The following is a 19915-nucleotide window of genomic DNA, read 5'->3' on the forward strand; positions in this document are numbered from 1 at the left end:
GTGGGCTAGGCGACGTGTTCGTGGCTGCGCGCCATGCGATCCGCTTCCGGACACACCGCGCGTTTGGTGCGCGGCCCACGGGCGCGCTGACGTAGCGCGACCATGGAACCCGAGCGGACGACGCCCAACGGGCCCGGCCCCGCGAACCGCGCGATACCGGAGGCCCGCAAGGCGACAGCGGCCTTCGCCTGCCGGTAGCCGACACGTATGCCCGCCGCGGCGACGATGAGCAAGGCGCCGACGCCCGGCAGTGCCATGGCAGCCAGAGCCGTCAGCGATGCCGGCACCAGCACCGCCTCGATGACGTGCTCGAAGATGGACTTCGCACTGGCAGGCGCGGCGGCGGTGCTCAGCGGAACCGTTCCCGAGACCGACAGCGGCTGGACGGCGCCGCTGGTGGGAACCGAGTTCTGCACCGGACGCGGAGCCATCGTCCCGAACAGCGAGCCGCTGTCCGCGGGGGCCACGGGATGCGTGGCTTCGCCCGGATGAGGCCCGACCAGGGTCCCGCCGGTCGGGGCGTTCACCTTCCGGGCGTCCAGGGTGCCGCTTCCACCGATCAACGACTGGGGCGGACCGGCCGAGGCGGGGATGCCCAGCATGGCGTAGAAGTCCGACGGCACCCGGGTGACTGCACCGGCCACCGTCGTCAGCATGGTCTGCAGCGAGGCGATCGCGTCTCGGACCGGCGTCTTCGATGTCTGCAACGCGGCAAGCGACTCCGACCACGTCACCATCGCGCCGTTGATCGTGACGAACGCGTTGGTCAGCGGATCGGCCTTGGCTTCCGGCGTCGCAGGGGCGTCGACCTCAACGGCGGGCGTCGCCCCCGTCTGCGGGGTCGGCGACGCGGCGTCGTCTGCGGCGGAGTTCGAGCCGGATTGGTTTCCCGAGCCGTCGGCGGGCACCGTCGGCACCGACTCCTCGGCAGCGGGGTCGGTGTCCGTCGCCAGTTCCTGCGTTCCGGGCGCGGTTCCGTCCTCGGTCGTCTGCGTCTCGACGCCGAGCTCGGTGCCCTGGGACCCGGCGGGCGTGGTCTTGGCGTCGTCGGCGGGTCCGGCCTCGGACTCGTCCGCGGTCAGCTCGGTGTCCTCCGACTTCGACCCCGTCTTCGCGGTGGTGTCGACGCCGCCGCGCACGATGGTCGTCGGGCGGTTGAATCCGTTTTGCCGCGAGGGGGAAAGCCGAGAGAAGTCGGGAATGCGAAGCCGGAAGCGCCGGTCGATCTTCGGAGTGGTGTTGGCCGCGGTGCCGGTGGTCGCGCCCGAAGTCTCCGAACCGTCGGTGCCGGTGGTGGTTCCCTGGCTGGCCCCGGTCGAGCCGCTCGTTCCCGCGCTACCTGAGTCGTCAGCACTGGCGATGGCGCCACCGGCCCCGAACAGCAATCCGGTAGCGAGTACACACACACCCGCCGTGAGGCGCAAAGGTGACGTGGGAATGATCGCCTCCATTCGAAAAGAGAACCCTCGTCGAGAGAGGGTTTGAAAGACGATTGTTACACAGAAATAGCCCCGCAATACAGAGCTATTGATGACGTTTACGAGCGGGTCGCTGCAAATCTTTGCCGACCGAAGAACCATCGCGAATGGCGGCTCAAGATCAAAGTCCCCGCGACCGGTTCTGAAGTCGACGTCGCGAATGGCGGCACCAGATTCCCGGGGTAGACGAGCTCAGCCTCTCCGGACGCCATCGCGGCAGGTCGAGGTAGGCGACCGGGTCGCCGTGACACCGCGAGGACCGAGTCGGAGGCCCGATTGGGCAGACCCGTCCCGCGATGGCGAAATTAAACCGGCGGAACTTTGATCTTGGTGGCCAATTGGTAGCCGGGGAAACGGTCCGCTGGGGCGAGGACACGTGGTTTTAAGCGGACAGTCTAAACAGCCCCGCCGCGGACGAGCGCTGACAGACTGTCCACGAACCGGTGGCAGGTGACGGGCACCGCTCTCGAGCGAGTCCCGGGAAAGGCGGAACGCTGATGACGGTGAGCGCCGACGAAGGCGTGCAAGACAGCCGAAACAGCGCCGTCGACGAGGGTGCCGTGCATTACGACCCCTACGACGCCGATCTCAACTTCGACCCCTACCCGATGTTCTCGCGGATCCGCGAGCACGCGCCGCTCTATTACAACGCCGAGCACGACTTCTATGCGCTGAGCCGCTACGCCGACGTCGACGCGGCGCTGCTCGACCACGAGTCGTTCAGCTCGGCGCGCGGCGCGGTGCTGGAGATCATCAAGGCCGGCCTGGACATCCCACCCGGCACGCTGATCTTCGAGGATCCGCCGATCCACAACATCCACCGCAAGCTGTTGTCGCGGATCTTCACCCCCAGGAAGGTCAACGCGCTCGAACCGAAGATCCGTCAGTTCACCGCCCGTTGCCTGGACCCCTTGGTCGGTGCCGGCCGCTTCGACTTCGTCAAGGATCTCGGAGCTCAGATGCCCATGCGCGTGATCGGCATGCTGCTGGGCATCCCGGAGGCCGACCAGGAATATGTGATCGAACACGGCGAGTCGACGATCCGCACCGAACGGGGTGGAAAGATGACCGACAACCCCGACGGCCCCATCGCCACCGGGCAGGTCTTCGCCGATTACATCGACTGGCGGGCACGACATCCCGGCGACGACATCATGACCGAACTGTTGAACGCCGAGTTCGTCGACGAGACCGGCACGCTGCGGCGGCTGGGCCGCGAGGAGCTCCTGCTCTACCTGCAGGTGATCGCGACGGCAGGCAGCGAGACCACCACCCGGCTGATCGGTTGGGCCGGCAAGCTGCTGTCCGATCACCCCGAGCAGCGGCGCGCGCTGGTGGCCGACCGGTCACTGCTTCCCGCTGCCGTCGAGGAGGTCGTGCGCTTCGAGCCGCCCGCCCCGCATGTCTGCCGGTATGTCAGCCGCGACGTGACGTACTACGGCCAGACGGTGCCCGAGGGCAGCGCGATGATGTTGATCGTCGGTGCGGCCAACCGTGACCCGCGACGCTTCGGTGCAGACAGCGAGCAGTTCAATGTCCATCGGCGGCCACGTCAGCACCTCGGCTTCGGGGTGGGCACGCATTTCTGCCTCGGCAACGCGCTCGCACGACTGGAAGGACGCATCGCGCTGGACGAGATCATTCAACGATTCCCGGACTGGCACGTCGACCTCGCCGATGCCGAGCTCAGCCCGACATCCACCGTGCGTGGATGGGAGTCGATGCCGGCTGTGGTGGACTGACGGACGAGCGATACGCACGAGATCAGATCTTCGCCCTGACGAATTCGATTGCGTCGGAGGCGTTCAGCTGCCCGGCTACGCGGGCCGCCTATCGAGTAACACACAGTGGAGGAAGCCAACATGCCAGAGTACGACTACGAAGAGATGAAGCGTGAAGCCGAGCAGCACATCCGATTCGAGAAGGACCGGAAGAACCGAATCGCCTACATCACGTTCAACCGGCCCGAGGCGCAGAACTCGACGACGATGGGCATGCGTCAGCTCTACGCCGACATGATCCACAAGTGCAATGTCGACGACGATGTCAAGGTCGTCGTGATTCGCGGCGAGGGCGAGGATTTCGGCAGTGGTGGCGATCTTCCCGAACAGCGGGGCATGCTCGAGAACCCGGGCATGCCGCTGCTGCACGAACTTGCGATCAACGACGATGACGTCAAGTACCCGCCCGGCGGCTCGTATCGGTACCTGTCGACGGTCACCGACTTCTATGCCAAGGCACGTGCCGGCAACCGCCCGCTGCAGGAACTTCGCAAGGTCAGCATCATCGAAGCGAAGGGGTATTGCTACGGCTGGCACTTCTATCAGGCGGGCGACGCCGATCTGGTGGTCTCCTCCGACGATGCGCTCTTCGGCCATCCGGCGTTCCGTTATGTCGGATGGGGCCCGCGGTTGTGGTGGTGGGCCGAAACGATGGGTCTGCGCAAGTTCTCCGAGATGTTGTTCACCGGTAGGCCGTTCAGCGCCAAAGAGATGTACGAGTGCGGCTTCCTCAACAGCGTCGTGCCCAGGGATCAGCTCGAAGCCGAGACCGAGAAGTATGCGCTCGCCTGCTCGAAGTCGCGCCCGACCGACACCGTCGCGGTTCAGAAGACCTTCCTCGAGCTCTACAAGCAGCATAAGGGCGAGTACTTCGGCAGCCTGTTGACCGGCATGGTCGAGGGCATGCTGCCGATGATCCAGAACGACCAGCGCAACGACGTTGATCTCACCGAGGGCACGTTCGAGAAGGGGCTCAACAACGTGGTCAAGGACAACGACATGAACTTCCCACCGGAGTGGCGGCTGAGCCGATCGGGACGCAACAAGCCCTGACCGGCATGTCGGCGCTGACCGGCTTCCGGATCGTCGAGGTGGCCGAGCGGGTCGCCGGCGAGTATTGCGGCAAGCTACTCGCCGATCTGGGCGCCGATGTCATCAAAGTCGAACGGCCCGGGTGGGGCAGTCCCACCCGGGCCATGGCGCCCCTGGTCGGCGGTGAGGACGATGCGGAACGCAGCGCGTTGTTCGCCTACCTCAACACCAACAAGCGATCGGTCGAATTCGATACTGCCGCAACGCACGAACTGATCGCCACCGCCGACGCGGTGATCGACGACCACGGCGCGACCTGGGCCGCCGAGCACGGATTGACGGCGGCCGAGGTCGCCCGTCGCCATCCCCACGTGGTGTGCTGCGCCGTCACGCCGTTCGGGCGGACCGCATCGTCGACGCTCGACAACGCGCTGAGCCTGAACGTCTTTCATGCCAGCGGATGGGGCTACCATACTCCCAGCCACGCCGACCCGGATCGGCCACCGCTGAAGGGACCCGGCCGGTTTCTCGCCGACTACGAGGGCGCGCTCGATGCCGCCCTGTGTGTGATGTCGGCGCTGTTCGACCGGATGCACACCGGCCGGGGCGAATACATCGACGTCTCGCAGCAGGCCGTCCTGGTTTCGCGGACCGATTGCATCCTGGGGCGGTTCGTCACCGGGGAGATCACGCCGCAGAACCGCCGCGACGACTACGACCAGGCCGGACCCGCGACGTTCTTCGCCTCGCGAGACGGCTTCGTCTATCTCTACATGACCAACCGCGCGCACTGGCTGGGCCTCAAAACGCTGATGGGGACGCCGGCGTGGCTCGACGAATTCGACGACGACTGGCTGGAATTCGGTGTGACATCCCAACGAGTCGCCGACTTCCGCCGCGGCTTCGCCGACTGGATGCGCGACCGAACCGGCGAGGACACCGCCGAAGAGGCGCAGCGACTCGGCGTGCCCTTGGTGCCGGTCAACGGTGCGGCCGAACTCCTGCGCTCACCGCAGTACCGGCACCGCGAATTCTTCTGCGACGTCACCCACCCCGTGCTGGGCACGAGCGCCTATCCCACGGCGGGTTACCGGCTGAGCGCGACGCCGGCCGGGATCGTTCGACCGGCACCCCGGCTCGGCCACCACACCGCCGAGGTACTGGCCGAACTTTCAAGCCCGCGCACCCCGCCCGCGGTGCGCAACCCTCAACTCAGGACCCCGAACGATTCGCGGGGTGGTCCGCTGCAAGGTGTACGCGTCGTCGAGCTGACCAAGGTGTGGGCGGGCCCCTATGCCGGCAAGTTGCTGGCCTTCCTGGGCGCCGAGGTGATCAAGGTCGAGTGCTCGGCCACTCCCGAGGAGATGCGCGCCTACGGCGGCACCGACGTCAACCACGCCCCCTATTTCCTGAGCATCAACCCCGAGATCCTCAGCGTCGACCTCGACATCAAGACACCCCGTGGCCGGGATGACCTGTTGGCGTTGATCTCTGACAGCGACATCGTGCTCAACAACCTGAGGCCCGACGCCATGGAACGTCAAGGGCTCGGCTACCAGGCCCTGACCGAACTCAAATCCGACATCATCTCGGTATCCATCAAGATGTGGGGTAACGACGGGCCGCTGGGCCATCAGACCGGCTACGCGCCGTGTTTCGCCGCCCTGGCGGGCCTCGCCTCGCTGGTCGGCTATCCGGACGGCCCTCCGCTCGGGGCGAGCATGCGCTACGGCGACTCCACCGTCGGTGCTGCCGCGGCGTTGGCCGCCGTGGCGGCGCTACTGCACCGCGAGCGCACCGGGCAGGGACAATTCGTCGACGTCTCCGCCGTCGAGGTGCTCTCGTCGATGGTCGGCGACTGCCTGCTCGAGCAGAACCTGACCGGCAGGGTGCTGGCACCGGACGGTAACCGCCACCCCGACCTGGCACCGCACGGCTGCTATCCCTGCGTCGGCGCCGACTGGGTCGCCATCGCCGTCGCCGACGACGATGCCTGGCAACGGCTGTGCGGCGAACTGGGGGCCGACGAGCTCGCCGCCCGGTATCCGACGATGGCCGCGCGGCAGCAGGCCGCCGAGACCCTGGATGCCGAACTGAGCGCGTTGACCCGCCTACGGGACGCGGCCAGCCTGGCCCGGCGGTTGCGGTCCGCCGGGGTGCCCGCGACCAAGAGCGCGACGGCCACCGAGGTGATCAGCGATGAATTGCTCTGGGACCGCGGCACGTATCGCTTCGTGTCGGATCGCGTCGAGGGACAGCGACCGGTGCTGGGCCCGTCGTGGGTGATGACCCGTCCCGCACGCATCGAACGCGGTGCACCGAACTTGGGAGAGCACGACGACTACGTGCTCGGGGGCATCCTCGGTCAGACGGGAGGGACGGGCGCATGACCGCCTTGGCCGGAACGGTGGCGCTGGTGACCGGCGCCAGCAGCGGTATCGGCGCGGCCACCGCGCGCGCACTGGCCACCGAGGGCGCCTCGGTCGCGTTGGTGGCGCGGCGACGCGACCGGCTGAACGCGCTCGCAGACCAGATAGCAGCAGCCGGCGGCAGGGCACTGGTGGTGCCCGCTGATGTGACCGACGCCGAACAGGTGGCGGCCGCGGTGGCGACGACCGTCGACGAGTGGGGGCGCCTCGACACGTTGATCAACAACGCCGGCTTGCTGCGGATGGGTGTGGCTGCCGAAGCGCCGCTGGCCGACTGGGATGCTCTGGTGTCGGTCAACATTCAAGGCGTGCTCTACGCCGCGCGTGCGGCACTCCCCCATCTGATCGCTGCGGCAGCCGATTCCCCGCGGGGCGTTGCCGATATGGTCACGATCAGCTCGACGGGCGGGCGGGTGGCCCGGGCGGGAACCGCCGTCTATTCGCTGACCAAATTCGGCGTCAACGCATTCAGTGAGGGCATCCGTCAGGAACTCATCGGCCACCGGGTCCGCGTGGGGATCGTGGAACCGGGCACGGTCGAGACCGAGATCTTCGATCACCTTGACCCGCAGGCGCTCACGGCTCAGCAGGCCAGGACGGCCGGGATGGTCAAGCTGAGTCCCGAGGACGTCGCGGACGCGGTGACGTACATGGTCACACGCGACCGGCGCGTCGCGGTCAACGAAATCCTCGTGCGCGCGGCGGAACAGACATGGTGAAGATCGACCGGGTGCGCGGTGACGCGACCGGCCTCGCGTTCCCCGCCCACCCCGGCGCGCTGCGCGACGGCGGACCGGACTTCCTCACCCAGGCGTTCCGCGCCTACGGTGCGCTGTCGGACGACAACGAAGTGGTCGCCATCGAGCGCCTCGACGAGGTGTCGGGTGGCAGCACCGGATGCAAGGCCGTGCTGACCGTGCGTTACGCGCGCGAGCATCCCGACGCGCGCACCGACCTGTTCGTGAAGTTCTCCCGCGACTTCGACGATCCGGTGCGCGACATCGGGCGTACCCAGATGGAATCCGAGACCCGGTTCGCGGCGCTCACGCGCGCTGCGGCGTTTCCGATCGCCGTGCCGGCCACGATGTTCGCCGACTTCCACCGCGAAACCGGCACGGGGCTGATGATCAGCGAGCGCATCGCGTTCGGCACCGGCGCGGTCGAACCGCAGTACCACAAGTGTCTCGACTACGAGATGCCCGACCAGGTTACGCATTACCGCGCGCTGTTGACCGCCCTGGCGCGGCTGGCGGGAACCGAGCGGTCGGGTCGGTTGCCCGCCGATCTGCTTGCGCAATTCCCGGTGGATTTACGGGCGGCGACGGTGGGAGAGCCGCCGGTGTACAGCGCCGATCAACTCGACCGCCGGCTGCGCCGGCTCGTCGAGTTCGTCGGGCATCACGAGGGTCTGTTCCCCGCCAACGTGCGCTCGCCGTCGTTCCTGTCTCAAATGACTGGGGAGGCGTCGGAGTTGCTGCAGCGCGAGGCGGACGTGTTCGGGGTCCTGAGCGCCGACGCCGACCATCTGGCGCTGTGCCACTGGAACGCCAACGTCGACAACGCCTGGTTCTGGCGCGACGACGGTGAACTGCGCTGCGGACTGATGGACTGGGGCTGCGTCAGTCGGATGAACGTGGCGATGGCGGTGTGGGGATCCCTGTCGGGAGCCGAAACCTCGCTGTGGGACCACCATCTCGACGAGCTGCTCGAGATGTTCTGCAAGGAGGTGCTCGCGAGCGGTGGACCAGCGCTGGACCCGGCTGCGGTGGAGCGCAACCTGGTCTTGTACGCGACGCTGATGGGCGTCACGTGGCTGCTCGACGTGCCGGCGCTGATCCGCAAGCGGCTGCCCGATGCCGGGCCGCACACCACGCGCACCGACCCGCGAATCAAGTCCGACGAAAGCGTGCGCGCGCCGTTGCAGATGCTGAGCAACGTGCTGAACTTGTGGCAGACACGTGGTGGTGCAGCGAAATTGGCTGAGCGCTAACGCATCAGCGCGCGCACCTGCTCACGGGCGAAGAACTCCTGGTTCTCGCCCCACCCCTGCTTGCCGTCCCATCGCCAGTCGGTCAGCGTCCAGAACGTCATCCGTCCCGGCCAGCCGAGCCACCGCAGCGCGGTGCGCACATCTCCTTCGGCGTGCAGGGTACGGCCGCGGTCGTCTTCGGCGTCGAGCACAACCCGCGCGGGAGCACCTGCGCGGCGCTCGAGCACTCGACGCTCGCCCGTGACGAGTTCGGCCACCGCACCGTCGCGCAGCAGATACCCACCGATCACGCGGTCGACACCGGAGCGGGTCGACATCGTGATGGCATGCCAGCTCGACCGGGCATCGGCGATGGCCCACAGGTAGTCACCGGAGCGGCGCGCACCCGGGCGGTGCGGACCCCAGGTGCGGTCGCGCATCGAAAAGCAGTCGATGTCGAAGCGCTCGCCGTTCAGCGTCGCGGTGCCCCGCATGCGGCCCGGCTGGTCGAAGTGGCAGTGCTGCGGGGACGCCTCGCCGAGGACATGCGGCGCCATCAGCGACGTCCACTCCAGGTCGAGGTCGAGTCCCAACTCCGAATAGGCCAACCGGTAGCGATGCATCGGTTCGATCACGGCGTGACGCAACGAGTTCGGGAGCCGGAAGTCAGTGAAATCCAGTGGACCCGTGGGCGGTTGGATCCAGCGCCAGTCGTAGAACAGGCAGTCGTAGGTCTGCTCGCCGGTGGGTCCCACAGCGCGGGCCCGCCTCCGCTGGTCCCGGTGCGGACGTCGTGGTAGTAGTACACGAACCCGTTGATGTCGCGTTCGGGGACCGCGAAGTTGAACCACCCGCTCTCGTTCCAGTCCGGTTCGTCGGTTGCCGGGTGGAAGACCTCGTCGGCCGCGGTGATCGCGTGAGTTGTCACGGTGCTCGATCCGGGTAGGTCACGGCGGTCAGTTTCTCGGACAGCTGCCACAACCCCTGGCGTTCGTCGGCGCGGTGCACGGCTGCCGGCACCTTCGCGAAACCGACGCCGCCACCGGCGGTCTCATAGAAGCCGCGGGGACCGTAGTAGGCGCCGCCCTCGGCGTCAGCAGATGTCGCCGCGTAGAGCGTCGGCTTGATGCCTTCGTCGACGTCGAGCCACATGAACGGCAGCAGGCGCCAGGTGGCCCTCGTGAGCCGGGCGTTCAACGTGGGCTTGTCCCGACCGTAGGAGGCACCGCTGAGCAGGTTGGTCTTGGTCAGGCCGGGGTGTGCGGCGTTCGACATCACACCCCATCCGTGCGCGCGGCTACGGTGATCGAGCTCCCGGGCGAACATCAGCTGCGCCAGCTTCGCCATCCCGTACGAGCGCATGGGCCGGTATCCGCGCTCGGCGTTGGGGTCGTCGAAGGTCAACCCGCGCTGCGTGGCGGCGATGCTGCTCACGGTGACCACCCGCGCAGCTGCGGAGGCCCGCAGCAGCGGCAACAGGTGGCAGGTCAGGGCGAAGTGGCCGAGATAATTCGCGCCGAACTGCAATTCGAAGCCGTCCTCGGTCGCCTGCCGTTGCGGCGGCGTCATCACCCCGGCGTTGTTGACGAGGATGTCGATCGGACGGCCTTCGACGGTCAGTTGTTCCCCCAGCGCTGCAACGCTTTTCAGAGATGCCAGATCGAGCTGGGCGATGCGCGTCCTGGCCTGCGGGACGGCCTGGCGAATCTGGGCGATCGCGGCCTCGCCCTTGGCCTGGTTGCGGACCGCCAGGATCACCTCGGCGCCTGCCGCCGAGAGCTCCCGCGCCAGCCCGAATCCGAGACCGCTGTTGGCGCCGGTGACCACGGCGAGGCGGCCCGACAGATCGGGCACGTGCAGTTCGAGCGCGCCGCTCACCGCGAGTTCCTCGAAGCGGTCCGGCGGACGGGAGCCTGCCACAGACCGGTGATCGCGTCGGTGAGTCCCTCGGCGGCCTGCTTCCAGGGCGACCGCGCGAGCCGACCATGGTGCGCCAGCGCGCCCTCGTGTTCGGCGCAGGTGTGCATCAGCAGGTTGCGCGCCATCACGATCCGCTCGAAGCGGACTCGCTTGGGCAGTTCGGCGAGGCATCCCGTGATGCCGTCGATCACCTGGACCAGCTGCGGCGACGACAGGGCGTCCTTGGTGACGACGTCGCGGTAGGTCGGATCGGCCATGGCCTGCGCGGCGAACCGCGCGTACCAACTCGGGTTGCCGAGCTGGTCGAGGTGTTCGGTCAGTGGCCGCACCAGGCAGTCGACCCAGTCCCGCAGATCGGCGGACGAGCCCACATCGGCCAGCATTCTGGCGCGAAACTGTTCGATCGGCACCCGGTGCTTGCTCTCGATCGCGCGCAGCAGGTCGGTGCGGGTACCGAAGTGATAGCAGACCGCGGCGTTGTTGCCCTGCGAAGCCGCCTCGCTGATCTGGCGGTTGGACACGGCGTGCATACCCCGTTCGGCGAAGAGGCGCTCGGCGGCCGCGAGCAGTACTTCGCGCGTTCCCTCGGATCGGTGTCCACTCAAGGGCCGGGCTGCGGTCACCGACTCAGTGAACACTGCCTCCACAGTTAAATCAAGCGATTGATTTACGTCGTTGACGGCGTTGCCGGCGTCGGCACGTTGTGAAGTTCGCGAGATGTACCGGAGGGTCGCGGGATGCCCGCTACCACGACCCTGACGTACAGTTCGCGAGTTCGTCATGGTGCTTGCCCGCGCCCCGTCGCCGCACGACGATAAGACGGTGGCGGCGTCAGCGCGTGTTCTCGTGGCCGGGTCCGGGTTCGCCGGACTGTGGGCCGCGCTCGGCGCCGCGCGCAGACTCGACGAACTCGGCGTCGACACCGTCGACGTCACCGTCGTGAGCCCCAAGCCGTATCACGACATCCGGGTGCGCAACTACGAAGCCGACCTCACACCGTGCCGAATCCCGCTGTCGCAGTTGCTCGATCCCGTCGGAGTCGGCTACCTAGCCGCCGAGGTGACCACAATCGACCCGGCCGCCGCGACGGTGAGCACCGCCGACGGAGCGACATTGAGTTACGACCGCCTGGTGCTGGCGGCGGGCAGTCGCGTCGTCACACCCGACATCCCCGGTCTGGCGCAGTTCGGGTTCGACGTCGACACCTACGACGCCGCGCAGAACCTGCAGAGACACCTTCGCTCGCTGCGGGCCGGCGACCCGGCATCGGCGACGGCCGTCGTGGTCGGCGCGGGCCTCACGGGCATCGAAACGGCCAGCGAGTTGCCCGCGAGGCTGGCGGACGCTATCGGTCCGCGATCGACACCGCGGGTGGTGCTCGTCGACCGGAATGCGCGCGTCGGCTCCGATATGGGCGATTCGGCGCGCCTGGTCATCGAGAAAGCGTTGCGCGACAACGGTATCGAGGTGCTCACCGGGGCAGGCGTCACCGCGGTCGGCGAGCGCAGCGTCACGCTGTCGACCGGTGAGGTGATCGACACCGCCACCGTCGTCTGGTGCGCCGGTATGCGTGCCCATCCGCTGGCCGGTCAGCTGGGCGTGCCGTTGGACCGGTTCGGCCGCGTTGCAGTCGACGACTGTCTACGGGTGCAGGGCGTGCGTGGTGTGTTCGCCGCGGGTGACGTGGCCGCCGCGCGGATGGACGACGAGCACATGTCGGTGATGTCGTGTCAACACGGCCGGCCGATGGGCCGGTACGCGGGCTACAACGTGATCGGCGACCTGTTGGGCCTGCCCATGAGGACGCTGCGGATTCCGTGGTACGTCACGGTGCTCGACCTCGGCCCGGCCGGTGCGGTGTACACCGAGGGCTGGGACCGTCGCGTGGTGAGCACCGGCGCGGCCGCCAAGGCGACGAAGCGGATCATCAACGGCGAGCGGATCTATCCCCCGCTGAGCGGCGACCGTGCGGCACTGCTCGCCGCGGCGGCACCGGAACTCCAGACGGCGCCCGCACACGAGCGGTGATCACTTACCGTTTCGCTCACGATGTTTGCAGCCCGGCCAGCAGCACGGGCGACGCTTACCCTCTTCGAGTTCCTCCTGCGTACGCCGGATTCGGCGTTCGCGGGTCTTCTCCTGCTTGGCGTCCTCGACCCAGCAGATGAACTCGTTGCGCGCCAGCGGGGTGATGTCGTTCCAGGCCGCGAGCGCGGTGTCGTTGGCGAGCAATGCCTTACGCAGATCGGTCGGCAGCTTGTGCACCACGCCGCCGGACACTCGCGAGCTTCCCATGCGCGCAGGATAGACGGCGAGAAGGCAGACTGGCCGCATGCGGTCGGGTTTGACCATCGGAGAGTTCGCCACGGTGACGCACCTGAGCGTGCGGACGCTGCGCCGCTACCACCAGGCCAAACTGCTCGAGCCGGACTCCGTCGATCCGTTCACGGGGTACCGCTATTACTCCGCCGACCAGATACCGACCGCCCAGGTGATCCACCGGCTGCGCCAACTCGACGTGCCGCTCGCCGAGGTCCGTACCATCCTCGACACCCAGGATCCGCAGCGGCGTGCCGAGGTGATCGCCGGTCACGTGCGGCGCCTGGAAGCCGAGCTGGATCGGACGCGCGCGGCCGTGGCGTCGCTACATCGATTGTTGAACCCGGAGCCGGCCGATCTCGATGTCGAGTTGCGGTCGGTTCCCGCCCGGCGGGTCGCCGCGATCACCGGTCTGGTGCGGCTCGTCGATTCGCTGACGTGGTACGACAAGGCGATGGCCGAACTGGATGCCGCGTTCCCCGAAGCCGAGCGCACCGGACCGCCCGGCGGGCGGTACGCCAACGAACTGTTCACCCAGTCCGTCGGGGCGATGACGGTCTTCCGGCCGGTGCGCTCCCCGCAGGCGTCCGGCCGCATCGAGGTCGTGGAGCTTCCTGCCGTCGATCTCGTCGTCACCGTCCACGAAGGTCCGCACGACGATCTCGACGTCACCTACGGGCGCCTAGGCGCCTGGGTGGTGGACAATGCGCTGGCTGTCGACGGGCCGATCCATGAAACCTACGTGGTGGGCCCTCGCGACACGACGGAGCCGGCGCGGTGGCGAACCGAGGTCGGCTGGCCGGTGTTCCGAATCGCTCCGGACGCTGGTCTCGAGTGATTTCACGTCAGACTTCTGGCGGGAAATCCGCTCCGCGGGACAGTGTTTCGTGCGCTCTGATCTCGGTGAGCGAATCTTCGAGTGCCGCGACGACGGTGTCGTAGCCGTCGCTGCCGAGGACGAGCCGCCGCGGCGGCGGGTCCTCGGCCATGGCCGCGATGACCGCGCGCACCCCACGTCGGGGATCGCCGGGCTGCGCGCCGTCCTGCTCGATCATCGTGGCGCGCACCCGTTCGAGCAGGGTGCCGTACTCGGGAACGGACTCCGTGATCGGTTCGTCGGCGAAGCCGGCGTAGGCGCGCGTGCGGAACGCTCCGGGTTCGACCGCCATGACGCGGATGCCCAGGGGCTCGACCTCGTCACGGAGGACATCGGTGATCGCCTCGATCGCGGATTTCGTCGCGCTGTAGTGCCCGAAACCGGTGACGCCGTGCAATCCGGCGACCGAGGACATGTTGATGACCCACCCGCTGCCCCTGGCACGCATACCGGGCAGCGCGGCGCGAATCACTGAGAGCACCGCGAAGAAGTTGAGCTCGAACATCTTTCGGACGGCGGTGTCGGCCATACCCTCGACCGATCCGTACCAGCCGCGGCCGGCGTTGTTGACCAGGACGTCGATACCGCCGAAGTGCTCCTCGGTCGCGCGCACCGCATCCTGTACCTGCTCGACGTCGGTGACGTCGAGCGGCAGCACGAGGACGCGCTCGCCGTACCGCTGCGCCCAGTCGGCCAGCTCGGCCGGCCGGCGGGCGGTCAGCGCGACCCGGTCGCCGATCTCCAGAGCGGCGTCGGCGAACGCCATCCCGAATCCGCCGGGAGTGCCTCCGGTGATGAACCACGTCCTGGTCATGGTTCGATCACCAGGCGGGCGATGAGCTCGCCGTCCAGCGTGAACCGAAAGTGCAAGTCGGCCACGCCACCCGGAAAGTCACCCTCGAGGTGCTGCAGGACATCGAGGTGTGCGCCGCCGAATCGGGTCGCGCTGACCAGCTCCATGGAGTAGGTGTATTCGCCCGCCGCGTTGCGCAACCAGTCGGCTATTTCGCCGTGGCCGTGGTATGTGTGGCCCTCGTCGGTGACGGCGGCGTCGACGGTGAAGGCCGTCAGCGCGGTCGTGACGTCGTCGCGGTGCGCGGTGAGATAGGTCGCGACCGCCCAGGGCAGTTCGTCGCGTCCAATGTCGGTGCCATCGCTCTTGTGCATTGTCATGCGCTCAGCCTCGGGTCTCCCCCGGGGAGAGGGTCAAGGCGACGCCGACATCAGGGCTCGCAGCCCATCGCGTCATACCTGCCCGCTTTGGGTATTAGTGGCGCAACATGGACGGCGCCGGTGCCGTATGAGATTCCGACCAGGAGGCAGCGATGTCGACCGATACCACCCAGAAGCCCCCTACGTTGTCGCCCGCCAACGTGGCCGCCATGTTCTTCGACCGCGTTCAGCGATCCGCCGACCGGGAGGCGTTCCGCAAGCTCGATGGGGATCGGTGGGTATCGATCACCTGGGCAGAGGCCGCCGAACAGGTCGAGGCGTTGGCGGCAGGGCTTCTGGCACTGGGCATTCAATCCGAGGAACGTGTAGCGATCGCCTCGAGCACACGGTACGAATGGATTCTCGCGGATCTCGCCGTCATGTGCGCCGGGGCCGCGACCACCACGGTGTATCCGACGACCAACGCAACCGATACCGCTTACATCCTGAGCGACTCGGAATCTCGCGTCGTGTTCGCCGAGGACGAGGCGCAGCTGGAGAAGCTCAAGGAGCGGCGCGATGACCTGCCGCACCTCCAGAAGGTGGTGCTCTTCGACGGGGCGGGCGACGGTGACCACGTCATCACCATCGCCGAGCTGACCGACCTCGGAACCAAGTACCTGGCCGACCATCCCGAGTGCGTGCGGACAGCAGCGGACGCGATCGCGCCGGACAATTTGGCAACGCTGATCTATACGTCGGGTACGACCGGCAAGCCCAAAGGCGTGCGGCTTCCGCACCGGGCGTGGGTGTACGAGGGCACCACGATCGCCGATTTCGGCATCCTGGGCGAGGACGACCTACAGCTGTTGTGGCTGCCGCTGGCGCACGCGTTCGGCAAGGTGTTGATCACGGCGCAGCTGGCATGCGGTTTCGCCAGCGCAATCGACGGCCGCGTCGACAAGATCGTTCCGAACATGGCCGAGGTGAAGCCGACCTTCATGGGTGCCGCTCCGCGCATCTTCGAGAAAGCTCACGCGCGGATCGCTTCCTCCCAGGAGGGTGTGAAGGAGAAGTTATTCGCCGCCGCCTTCGCCGTGGGACGCAACGTCGACCGGCACCGGCTGGCGAACAAAGGCATCCCGCTCCCCCTGAAGATCGCGCACACCGCGTTCGACCGCCTCGTCTTCAGCAAGGTGCGCGAGGTGTTCGGCGGACGCATCAAGTTCTTCATCTCCGGTTCGGCACCACTGAACCGCGACATCGCCGAATGGTTCCACGCCGCAGGGCTGTTGATCCTGGAGGGCTACGGGCTGACCGAAACCGCCGCCGGAGCGTTCATCAATCGGCCCGACAACTACAAGCTCGGCACCGTCGGGCAGGTGTTCGACGGCACGTCGGTGCGTCTCTCCGACGACGGCGAGGTGCAAGTCCAGGGCCCGTGCGTGATGGACGGTTACCACAACCTGCCCGACAAGACGGCGGAGACGTTCACTGAGGACGGGTGGCTGCGCACCGGCGACAAAGGCCAATTGGACGAGGACGGCTTCCTGACGGTCACCGGCCGCATCAAGGAGTTGTTCAAGACCTCGGGCGGAAAGTACGTCGCACCGCCGGCCATCGAAGGCAAGTTCATGGCCCTGTGCCCGTATGCGGGCCACATCCTGGTCTTCGGCGAATCCCGTAACTTCTGCGTCGCGTTGATCACGCTGGATCCGGACGCACTGTCCGGGTGGGCCGAGCAGCACGGACTCGGCGGCAAGTCCTACGAGGAGCTGGTGAAGTCAGATGCGGTGCGGGACATGGTGGGTGGCTACGTCGACGAGCTCAACGCACAACTGAACCGATGGGAAACCATCAAGAAGTGGGAGCTGCTCGACCACGACCTGTCGATCGAAAGCGGTGAGCTGACACCGTCGTTGAAGGTCAAACGGGGGGTCGTCGAGAAACAGAATCAGGAGCTGCTCGACTCGTTCTACTCCTGAGCGCAGCCGCTACGAGGGCATGCGGCCCAGGAACTGGTGGGGATCGAGGGCGGGCCGCTTCGATTCGCGCAGACGCCTGCGCAGAGAGTCGTCGATGCTGCCCACGTACAGCCAGCCCATCAGATGTTCCTCGTCGGTCAGGCCGTGCGCCACGCGAACCTCGGGGCTGTTCGCGAGCAGACCCGTGCGCCACATGACGCCCCAGCCCGCGGCCCACAGCGCAAGCTCGAGAAGGTGGCCCACCCCGGCGGCGACCGCATGCTGTTCCCACGTCGGTACCTTGGGATGCTCTGTCGGGCTTGCGACCAAGGCGATCAGCAGTTCGGCGCGAAAGGGCTTGGTGTTGTAGTCGCCGGGCTCGCGGGCTTCGCCTGCCGCCGCGTCGAGCGCCTCGGCTAATTTCATCCGATCATCGCCGCGCAGGAGGATGAGCCGCCAGGGACGCAGGGCCTTGTGATCCGCCACGGACGTGACGGCCGCGAGGAGCTCGGCGAGCTCCTCGTCGGTCGGCGTCTCCGGACCCACTTTCGAGATCGACCGCCGCGTCGCCATCGACTCCAGTACCGGGTCGGAAAAGAATTTCACACTGGTCATTGTCTCGCCACGTCTCCCGCCACGCTCAAAGGCCGCCAGGATACACAAGGTCAGGCTGCCCTTGCTGGAAGCGAGCACCCCGGCTTGTTAGCGTCAGACAATGCCTGATGACCTGGCCGCTTGCCCGAGCGCCATTGCGCGCGTTCGGGTTTGCGAACCGGGTCGTCGGCATCCGGTGGGCAACCACCGACGCTTGCCCGAAATGCCGTCTGCGACCCGAACATAAGGAGAGACCGTTGGCCGAGTTCACCGACCACGGACCCAAGCCCTACGTCGTCAACATCGAGGATGCCACTGAAGCCAACGACAAGTTCCGCACGACGTTGTGGACGGGCGAGAAGCTACAGCTCACGCTCATGTCGATCCCGGTAGGCGGCGATGTTGGTCTCGAGATCCATTCCGACACCGACCAGTTCCTGCGCCTCGAGCACGGCCGCGCGCGAGTCCAGATGGGCCCGTCAAAGGACAACCTCACGTTCGACGAGGAGATCTCGGACGACTGGATCATCCTGGTGCCGAAGGGGTCGTGGCACAACATCACCAACATCGGCGATGAGCCGTTGAAGCTGTACAGCCTGTACGCACCGCCGCACCACGCCCATGGCACGGTGCACGAGACGCAGGCCGACGAGGACCACTAAGCCCGCCGGTCTCTGAGGACCCGATTGAGGCGCTGACGCGATGGGCGCAGTCCAGAACCTCTATTCCGCACTGTTGAAGCGGAATCGGGAAGCCGAGCGGGAGTTGCCGAGCGAGGTGCGGCGCAACCTCGCGCCGAACGGACTCAGGCTGATGCTCGCCAGCGCCCTGCAGTCGTCGGGCGATGAGACGGTCAACGCATCGACGGTGCTGCCGTGGCTGTTCGCGACCCTGGGCGTGCCGCCCGCCCTCACCGGTGTGCTGGTACCGGTCCGTGAGTCGGGATCGATGCTGCCGCAGGCCTTTCTGACACCGCTGGTGTTGAGGGTGCGGTACCGCAAGTGGGTGTTCATCGCGGGCGCGCTGGTGCAGGCCGCCGCGGTCGCGGTGATGGCGGCCACCGCGGCTCTCGGGAGGGGTTTGGCCGCCGGTGTCGTCATCGTGGCCAGCCTCGCGGTCTTCGCGCTGGGCCGCTGCCTGTGCTCGATCGCCTCGAAGGATGTGCAGGGTCGAACGATCCCGAAGGGTGAACGCGGCCAAATCAACGGCGTGGCAACAACGGCGGCCGGGCTCGTCGCCGTCACTCTCGGCCTCGCAATCCGTCTTTTCGGCGGTGAGGATCTTGCGCCCAGTCAACTCGCGTGGGTGCTCGCCGCGGGTGCGGTGCTCTGGGTTGCGGTGGCGGTGGTCTACCGAGGCGTCCACGAGCCGCCCGGCGAAGCGCCATGGGAGGAGCCGGAGCCGGACGCCTCTTCAGACCTCGACAGCTTCACCGAGTCGGAGAACTGGTTCAGGCAGACGCACACGCTGCTGCGGGAGGACAAGCTGTTCCGGCACTTCGTCGGGGTGCGCAGCCTCCTGCTCGTCTCCTCGCTGAGCACACCGTTCGTGGTGACGCTGTCGATCCAGTCGGGCGCCGACAGCCTCGCCGGTCTCGGAGGCTTCGTCATCGCCTCCGGGCTCGCGGCGCTGATCGGCGGTCGCCTCTTCGGCCGCTTCGCCGACCGCTCAAGCAAGCGGCTCATGAGCGTGGGCGCGGGCGTGTCTTCGGTGATCGTCATCGCGACGGTCGTCATCGTCACGCTTCCCCGGTTCAGCGGCGTGGGCTGGTTGAGCAATGCGATGTTCATCGCCGTGTACTTCGCTCTCGCGCTGATGCACACCGGCGTGCGGGTGGGGCGCAAGACCTATGTCATCGATATGGCCGTCGGTGACCAGCGGACCGTGTACGTGGCGGTTTCGAATTCGGCGATGGGATTCATCCTGTTGACCGTCGGTGGTATCAGCTCGCTGCTGGCGATCGTCCACATCTCTTGGGCGTTGCTGTTCCTCGCGGCGATGGGGCTCGTCGGAGTGTTCGCCGGAGCCCGGTTACCCGAGGTCTCTCGGGGCTGATGCTGCGGCCAGGCACGAGTCGATCGGTCGTGCAATTCGTGGCGGGGCCAGGCGACTCGCACCACCAGTCTCACCAGTTCCCGCCGGACCCACTTGTGCAACTGCCCGGCTATCAGCGAATTATTCGCTGGCAGCGAATAATTCGCTCGTATGCGGGCAGTCCGAGGTCGGTGCTGCTGGCGTTCAGGTGTTATCGCGGTTGCGCGGGCCGCTAACCGTTTTGTCGGTGGTCGAATGTATGTTCGAAGCATGTCGGGAGACGATCTGCAGGCCGCGGTGACCGCGTTGCGTGCCGCCTTCGAGGAGGCGGCCGCCTGTGATGTCGACTTGCTGACGCGCCAGAAT

At 67.1% G+C, this 19915-nt stretch carries 18 protein-coding genes; 10 read left to right on the forward strand and 8 right to left on the reverse strand.

Annotated features, from left to right (window positions below; translation table 11 throughout):
* Positions 1 to 5: 5 nt before the first annotated feature.
* Complete coding sequence (locus tag AU197_RS06300) at positions 6 to 1451, reverse strand: ICP22 family protein (protein WP_064401668.1); 1446 nt, start codon at positions 1449 to 1451, stop codon at positions 6 to 8.
* Between the two features lie 524 nt (positions 1452 to 1975).
* Here AU197_RS06300 and AU197_RS06305 point away from each other — a divergent pair.
* From AU197_RS06305 to AU197_RS06325, 5 genes are all read left to right on the forward strand, one after another.
* Complete coding sequence (locus tag AU197_RS06305; protein WP_082696534.1) at positions 1976 to 3220, forward strand: cytochrome P450; 1245 nt, start codon at positions 1976 to 1978, stop codon at positions 3218 to 3220.
* A gap of 120 nt (positions 3221 to 3340) precedes the next feature.
* Positions 3341 to 4312, forward strand: coding sequence for an enoyl-CoA hydratase/isomerase family protein (locus AU197_RS06310; protein ID WP_064401697.1), 972 nt, complete (start codon positions 3341 to 3343; stop codon positions 4310 to 4312).
* Between the two features lie 5 nt (positions 4313 to 4317).
* A complete protein-coding gene (locus AU197_RS06315; RefSeq protein WP_064401698.1) occupies positions 4318 to 6681 on the forward strand; it encodes a CaiB/BaiF CoA transferase family protein in 2364 nt (787 codons plus the stop codon).
* Entirely contained in the window at positions 6678 to 7439 is a 762-nt protein-coding gene (locus tag AU197_RS06320) for an SDR family NAD(P)-dependent oxidoreductase (protein WP_064401669.1), read from the forward strand. The genes AU197_RS06315 and AU197_RS06320 overlap by 4 nt, the downstream gene beginning before the upstream one ends.
* Complete coding sequence (locus tag AU197_RS06325) at positions 7433 to 8710, forward strand: hypothetical protein (protein WP_064401670.1); 1278 nt, start codon at positions 7433 to 7435, stop codon at positions 8708 to 8710. Before AU197_RS06320 ends, AU197_RS06325 begins: the two co-directional genes overlap by 7 nt.
* Here the strand turns inward: AU197_RS06325 and AU197_RS06330 are convergent.
* From AU197_RS06330 to AU197_RS06340, 3 genes are all read right to left on the reverse strand, one after another.
* The gene (locus AU197_RS06330) at positions 8707 to 9444 is read right to left on the reverse strand and encodes a DUF7064 domain-containing protein (protein ID WP_064401671.1); all 738 of its coding nucleotides are present in this window, start codon (positions 9442 to 9444) and stop codon (positions 8707 to 8709) included. The genes AU197_RS06325 and AU197_RS06330 overlap by 4 nt on opposite strands.
* Before the next feature lie 169 nt (positions 9445 to 9613).
* The gene (locus AU197_RS06335) at positions 9614 to 10567 is read right to left on the reverse strand and encodes an SDR family oxidoreductase (RefSeq protein ID WP_064401699.1); all 954 of its coding nucleotides are present in this window, start codon (positions 10565 to 10567) and stop codon (positions 9614 to 9616) included.
* The gene (locus AU197_RS06340; protein ID WP_064401700.1) at positions 10564 to 11247 is read right to left on the reverse strand and encodes a TetR/AcrR family transcriptional regulator; all 684 of its coding nucleotides are present in this window, start codon (positions 11245 to 11247) and stop codon (positions 10564 to 10566) included. Before AU197_RS06340 ends, AU197_RS06335 begins: the two co-directional genes overlap by 4 nt.
* 184 nt (positions 11248 to 11431) lie before the next feature.
* Between AU197_RS06340 and AU197_RS06345 the strand changes: the two genes are divergently transcribed.
* On the forward strand, positions 11432 to 12637 hold the full coding sequence (locus AU197_RS06345; RefSeq protein ID WP_231744842.1) for an NAD(P)/FAD-dependent oxidoreductase: 1206 nt from the start codon (positions 11432 to 11434) through the stop codon (positions 12635 to 12637).
* Here AU197_RS06345 and AU197_RS06350 read toward each other — a convergent pair whose 3' ends face one another.
* The gene (locus tag AU197_RS06350; protein ID WP_064401673.1) at positions 12638 to 12904 is read right to left on the reverse strand and encodes a YdeI/OmpD-associated family protein; all 267 of its coding nucleotides are present in this window, start codon (positions 12902 to 12904) and stop codon (positions 12638 to 12640) included.
* A 37-nt stretch (positions 12905 to 12941) separates the two neighbouring features.
* On the opposite strand from AU197_RS06350, the gene AU197_RS06355 reads away from it, so the two are divergent.
* Positions 12942 to 13766, forward strand: a complete 825-nt coding sequence (locus AU197_RS06355) for a MerR family transcriptional regulator (RefSeq protein ID WP_064401674.1) — start codon at positions 12942 to 12944, stop codon at positions 13764 to 13766.
* Positions 13767 to 13773: 7 nt separating this feature from the next.
* Here the strand turns inward: AU197_RS06355 and AU197_RS06360 are convergent, their stop codons facing one another.
* Positions 13774 to 14619 (reverse strand): SDR family NAD(P)-dependent oxidoreductase, encoded by an 846-nt coding sequence (locus AU197_RS06360; protein WP_064401675.1) that lies wholly within the window; start codon positions 14617 to 14619, stop codon positions 13774 to 13776.
* Positions 14616 to 14978: a hypothetical protein gene (locus tag AU197_RS06365; protein ID WP_064401676.1), complete on the reverse strand. Its 363-nt coding sequence runs from the start codon at positions 14976 to 14978 to the stop codon at positions 14616 to 14618. The genes AU197_RS06360 and AU197_RS06365 overlap by 4 nt, the downstream gene beginning before the upstream one ends.
* Before the next feature lie 152 nt (positions 14979 to 15130).
* On the opposite strand from AU197_RS06365, the gene AU197_RS06370 reads away from it, so the two are divergent.
* Complete coding sequence (locus AU197_RS06370; protein WP_064401677.1) at positions 15131 to 16942, forward strand: AMP-dependent synthetase/ligase; 1812 nt, start codon at positions 15131 to 15133, stop codon at positions 16940 to 16942.
* 9 nt (positions 16943 to 16951) lie between these two features.
* Here the strand turns inward: AU197_RS06370 and AU197_RS06375 are convergent, their stop codons facing one another.
* Positions 16952 to 17614 (reverse strand): nitroreductase family protein, encoded by a 663-nt coding sequence (locus tag AU197_RS06375; protein WP_231744843.1) that lies wholly within the window; start codon positions 17612 to 17614, stop codon positions 16952 to 16954.
* A gap of 158 nt (positions 17615 to 17772) precedes the next feature.
* Here AU197_RS06375 and AU197_RS06380 point away from each other — a divergent pair, with 158 nt between their 5' ends.
* Together AU197_RS06380 and AU197_RS06385 are read left to right on the forward strand one after the other, a co-directional pair.
* Positions 17773 to 18177, forward strand: coding sequence for a cupin domain-containing protein (locus AU197_RS06380; RefSeq protein ID WP_064401678.1), 405 nt, complete (start codon positions 17773 to 17775; stop codon positions 18175 to 18177).
* A 40-nt stretch (positions 18178 to 18217) separates the two neighbouring features.
* A complete protein-coding gene (locus AU197_RS06385; protein WP_064401679.1) occupies positions 18218 to 19570 on the forward strand; it encodes an MFS transporter in 1353 nt (450 codons plus the stop codon).
* The last annotated feature ends 345 nt before the right edge of the window (positions 19571 to 19915 follow it).

The sequence above is a fragment of the Mycobacterium sp. IS-1590 genome, assembly GCF_001500025.1.
GTDB lineage: Bacteria > Actinomycetota > Actinomycetes > Mycobacteriales > Mycobacteriaceae > Mycobacterium.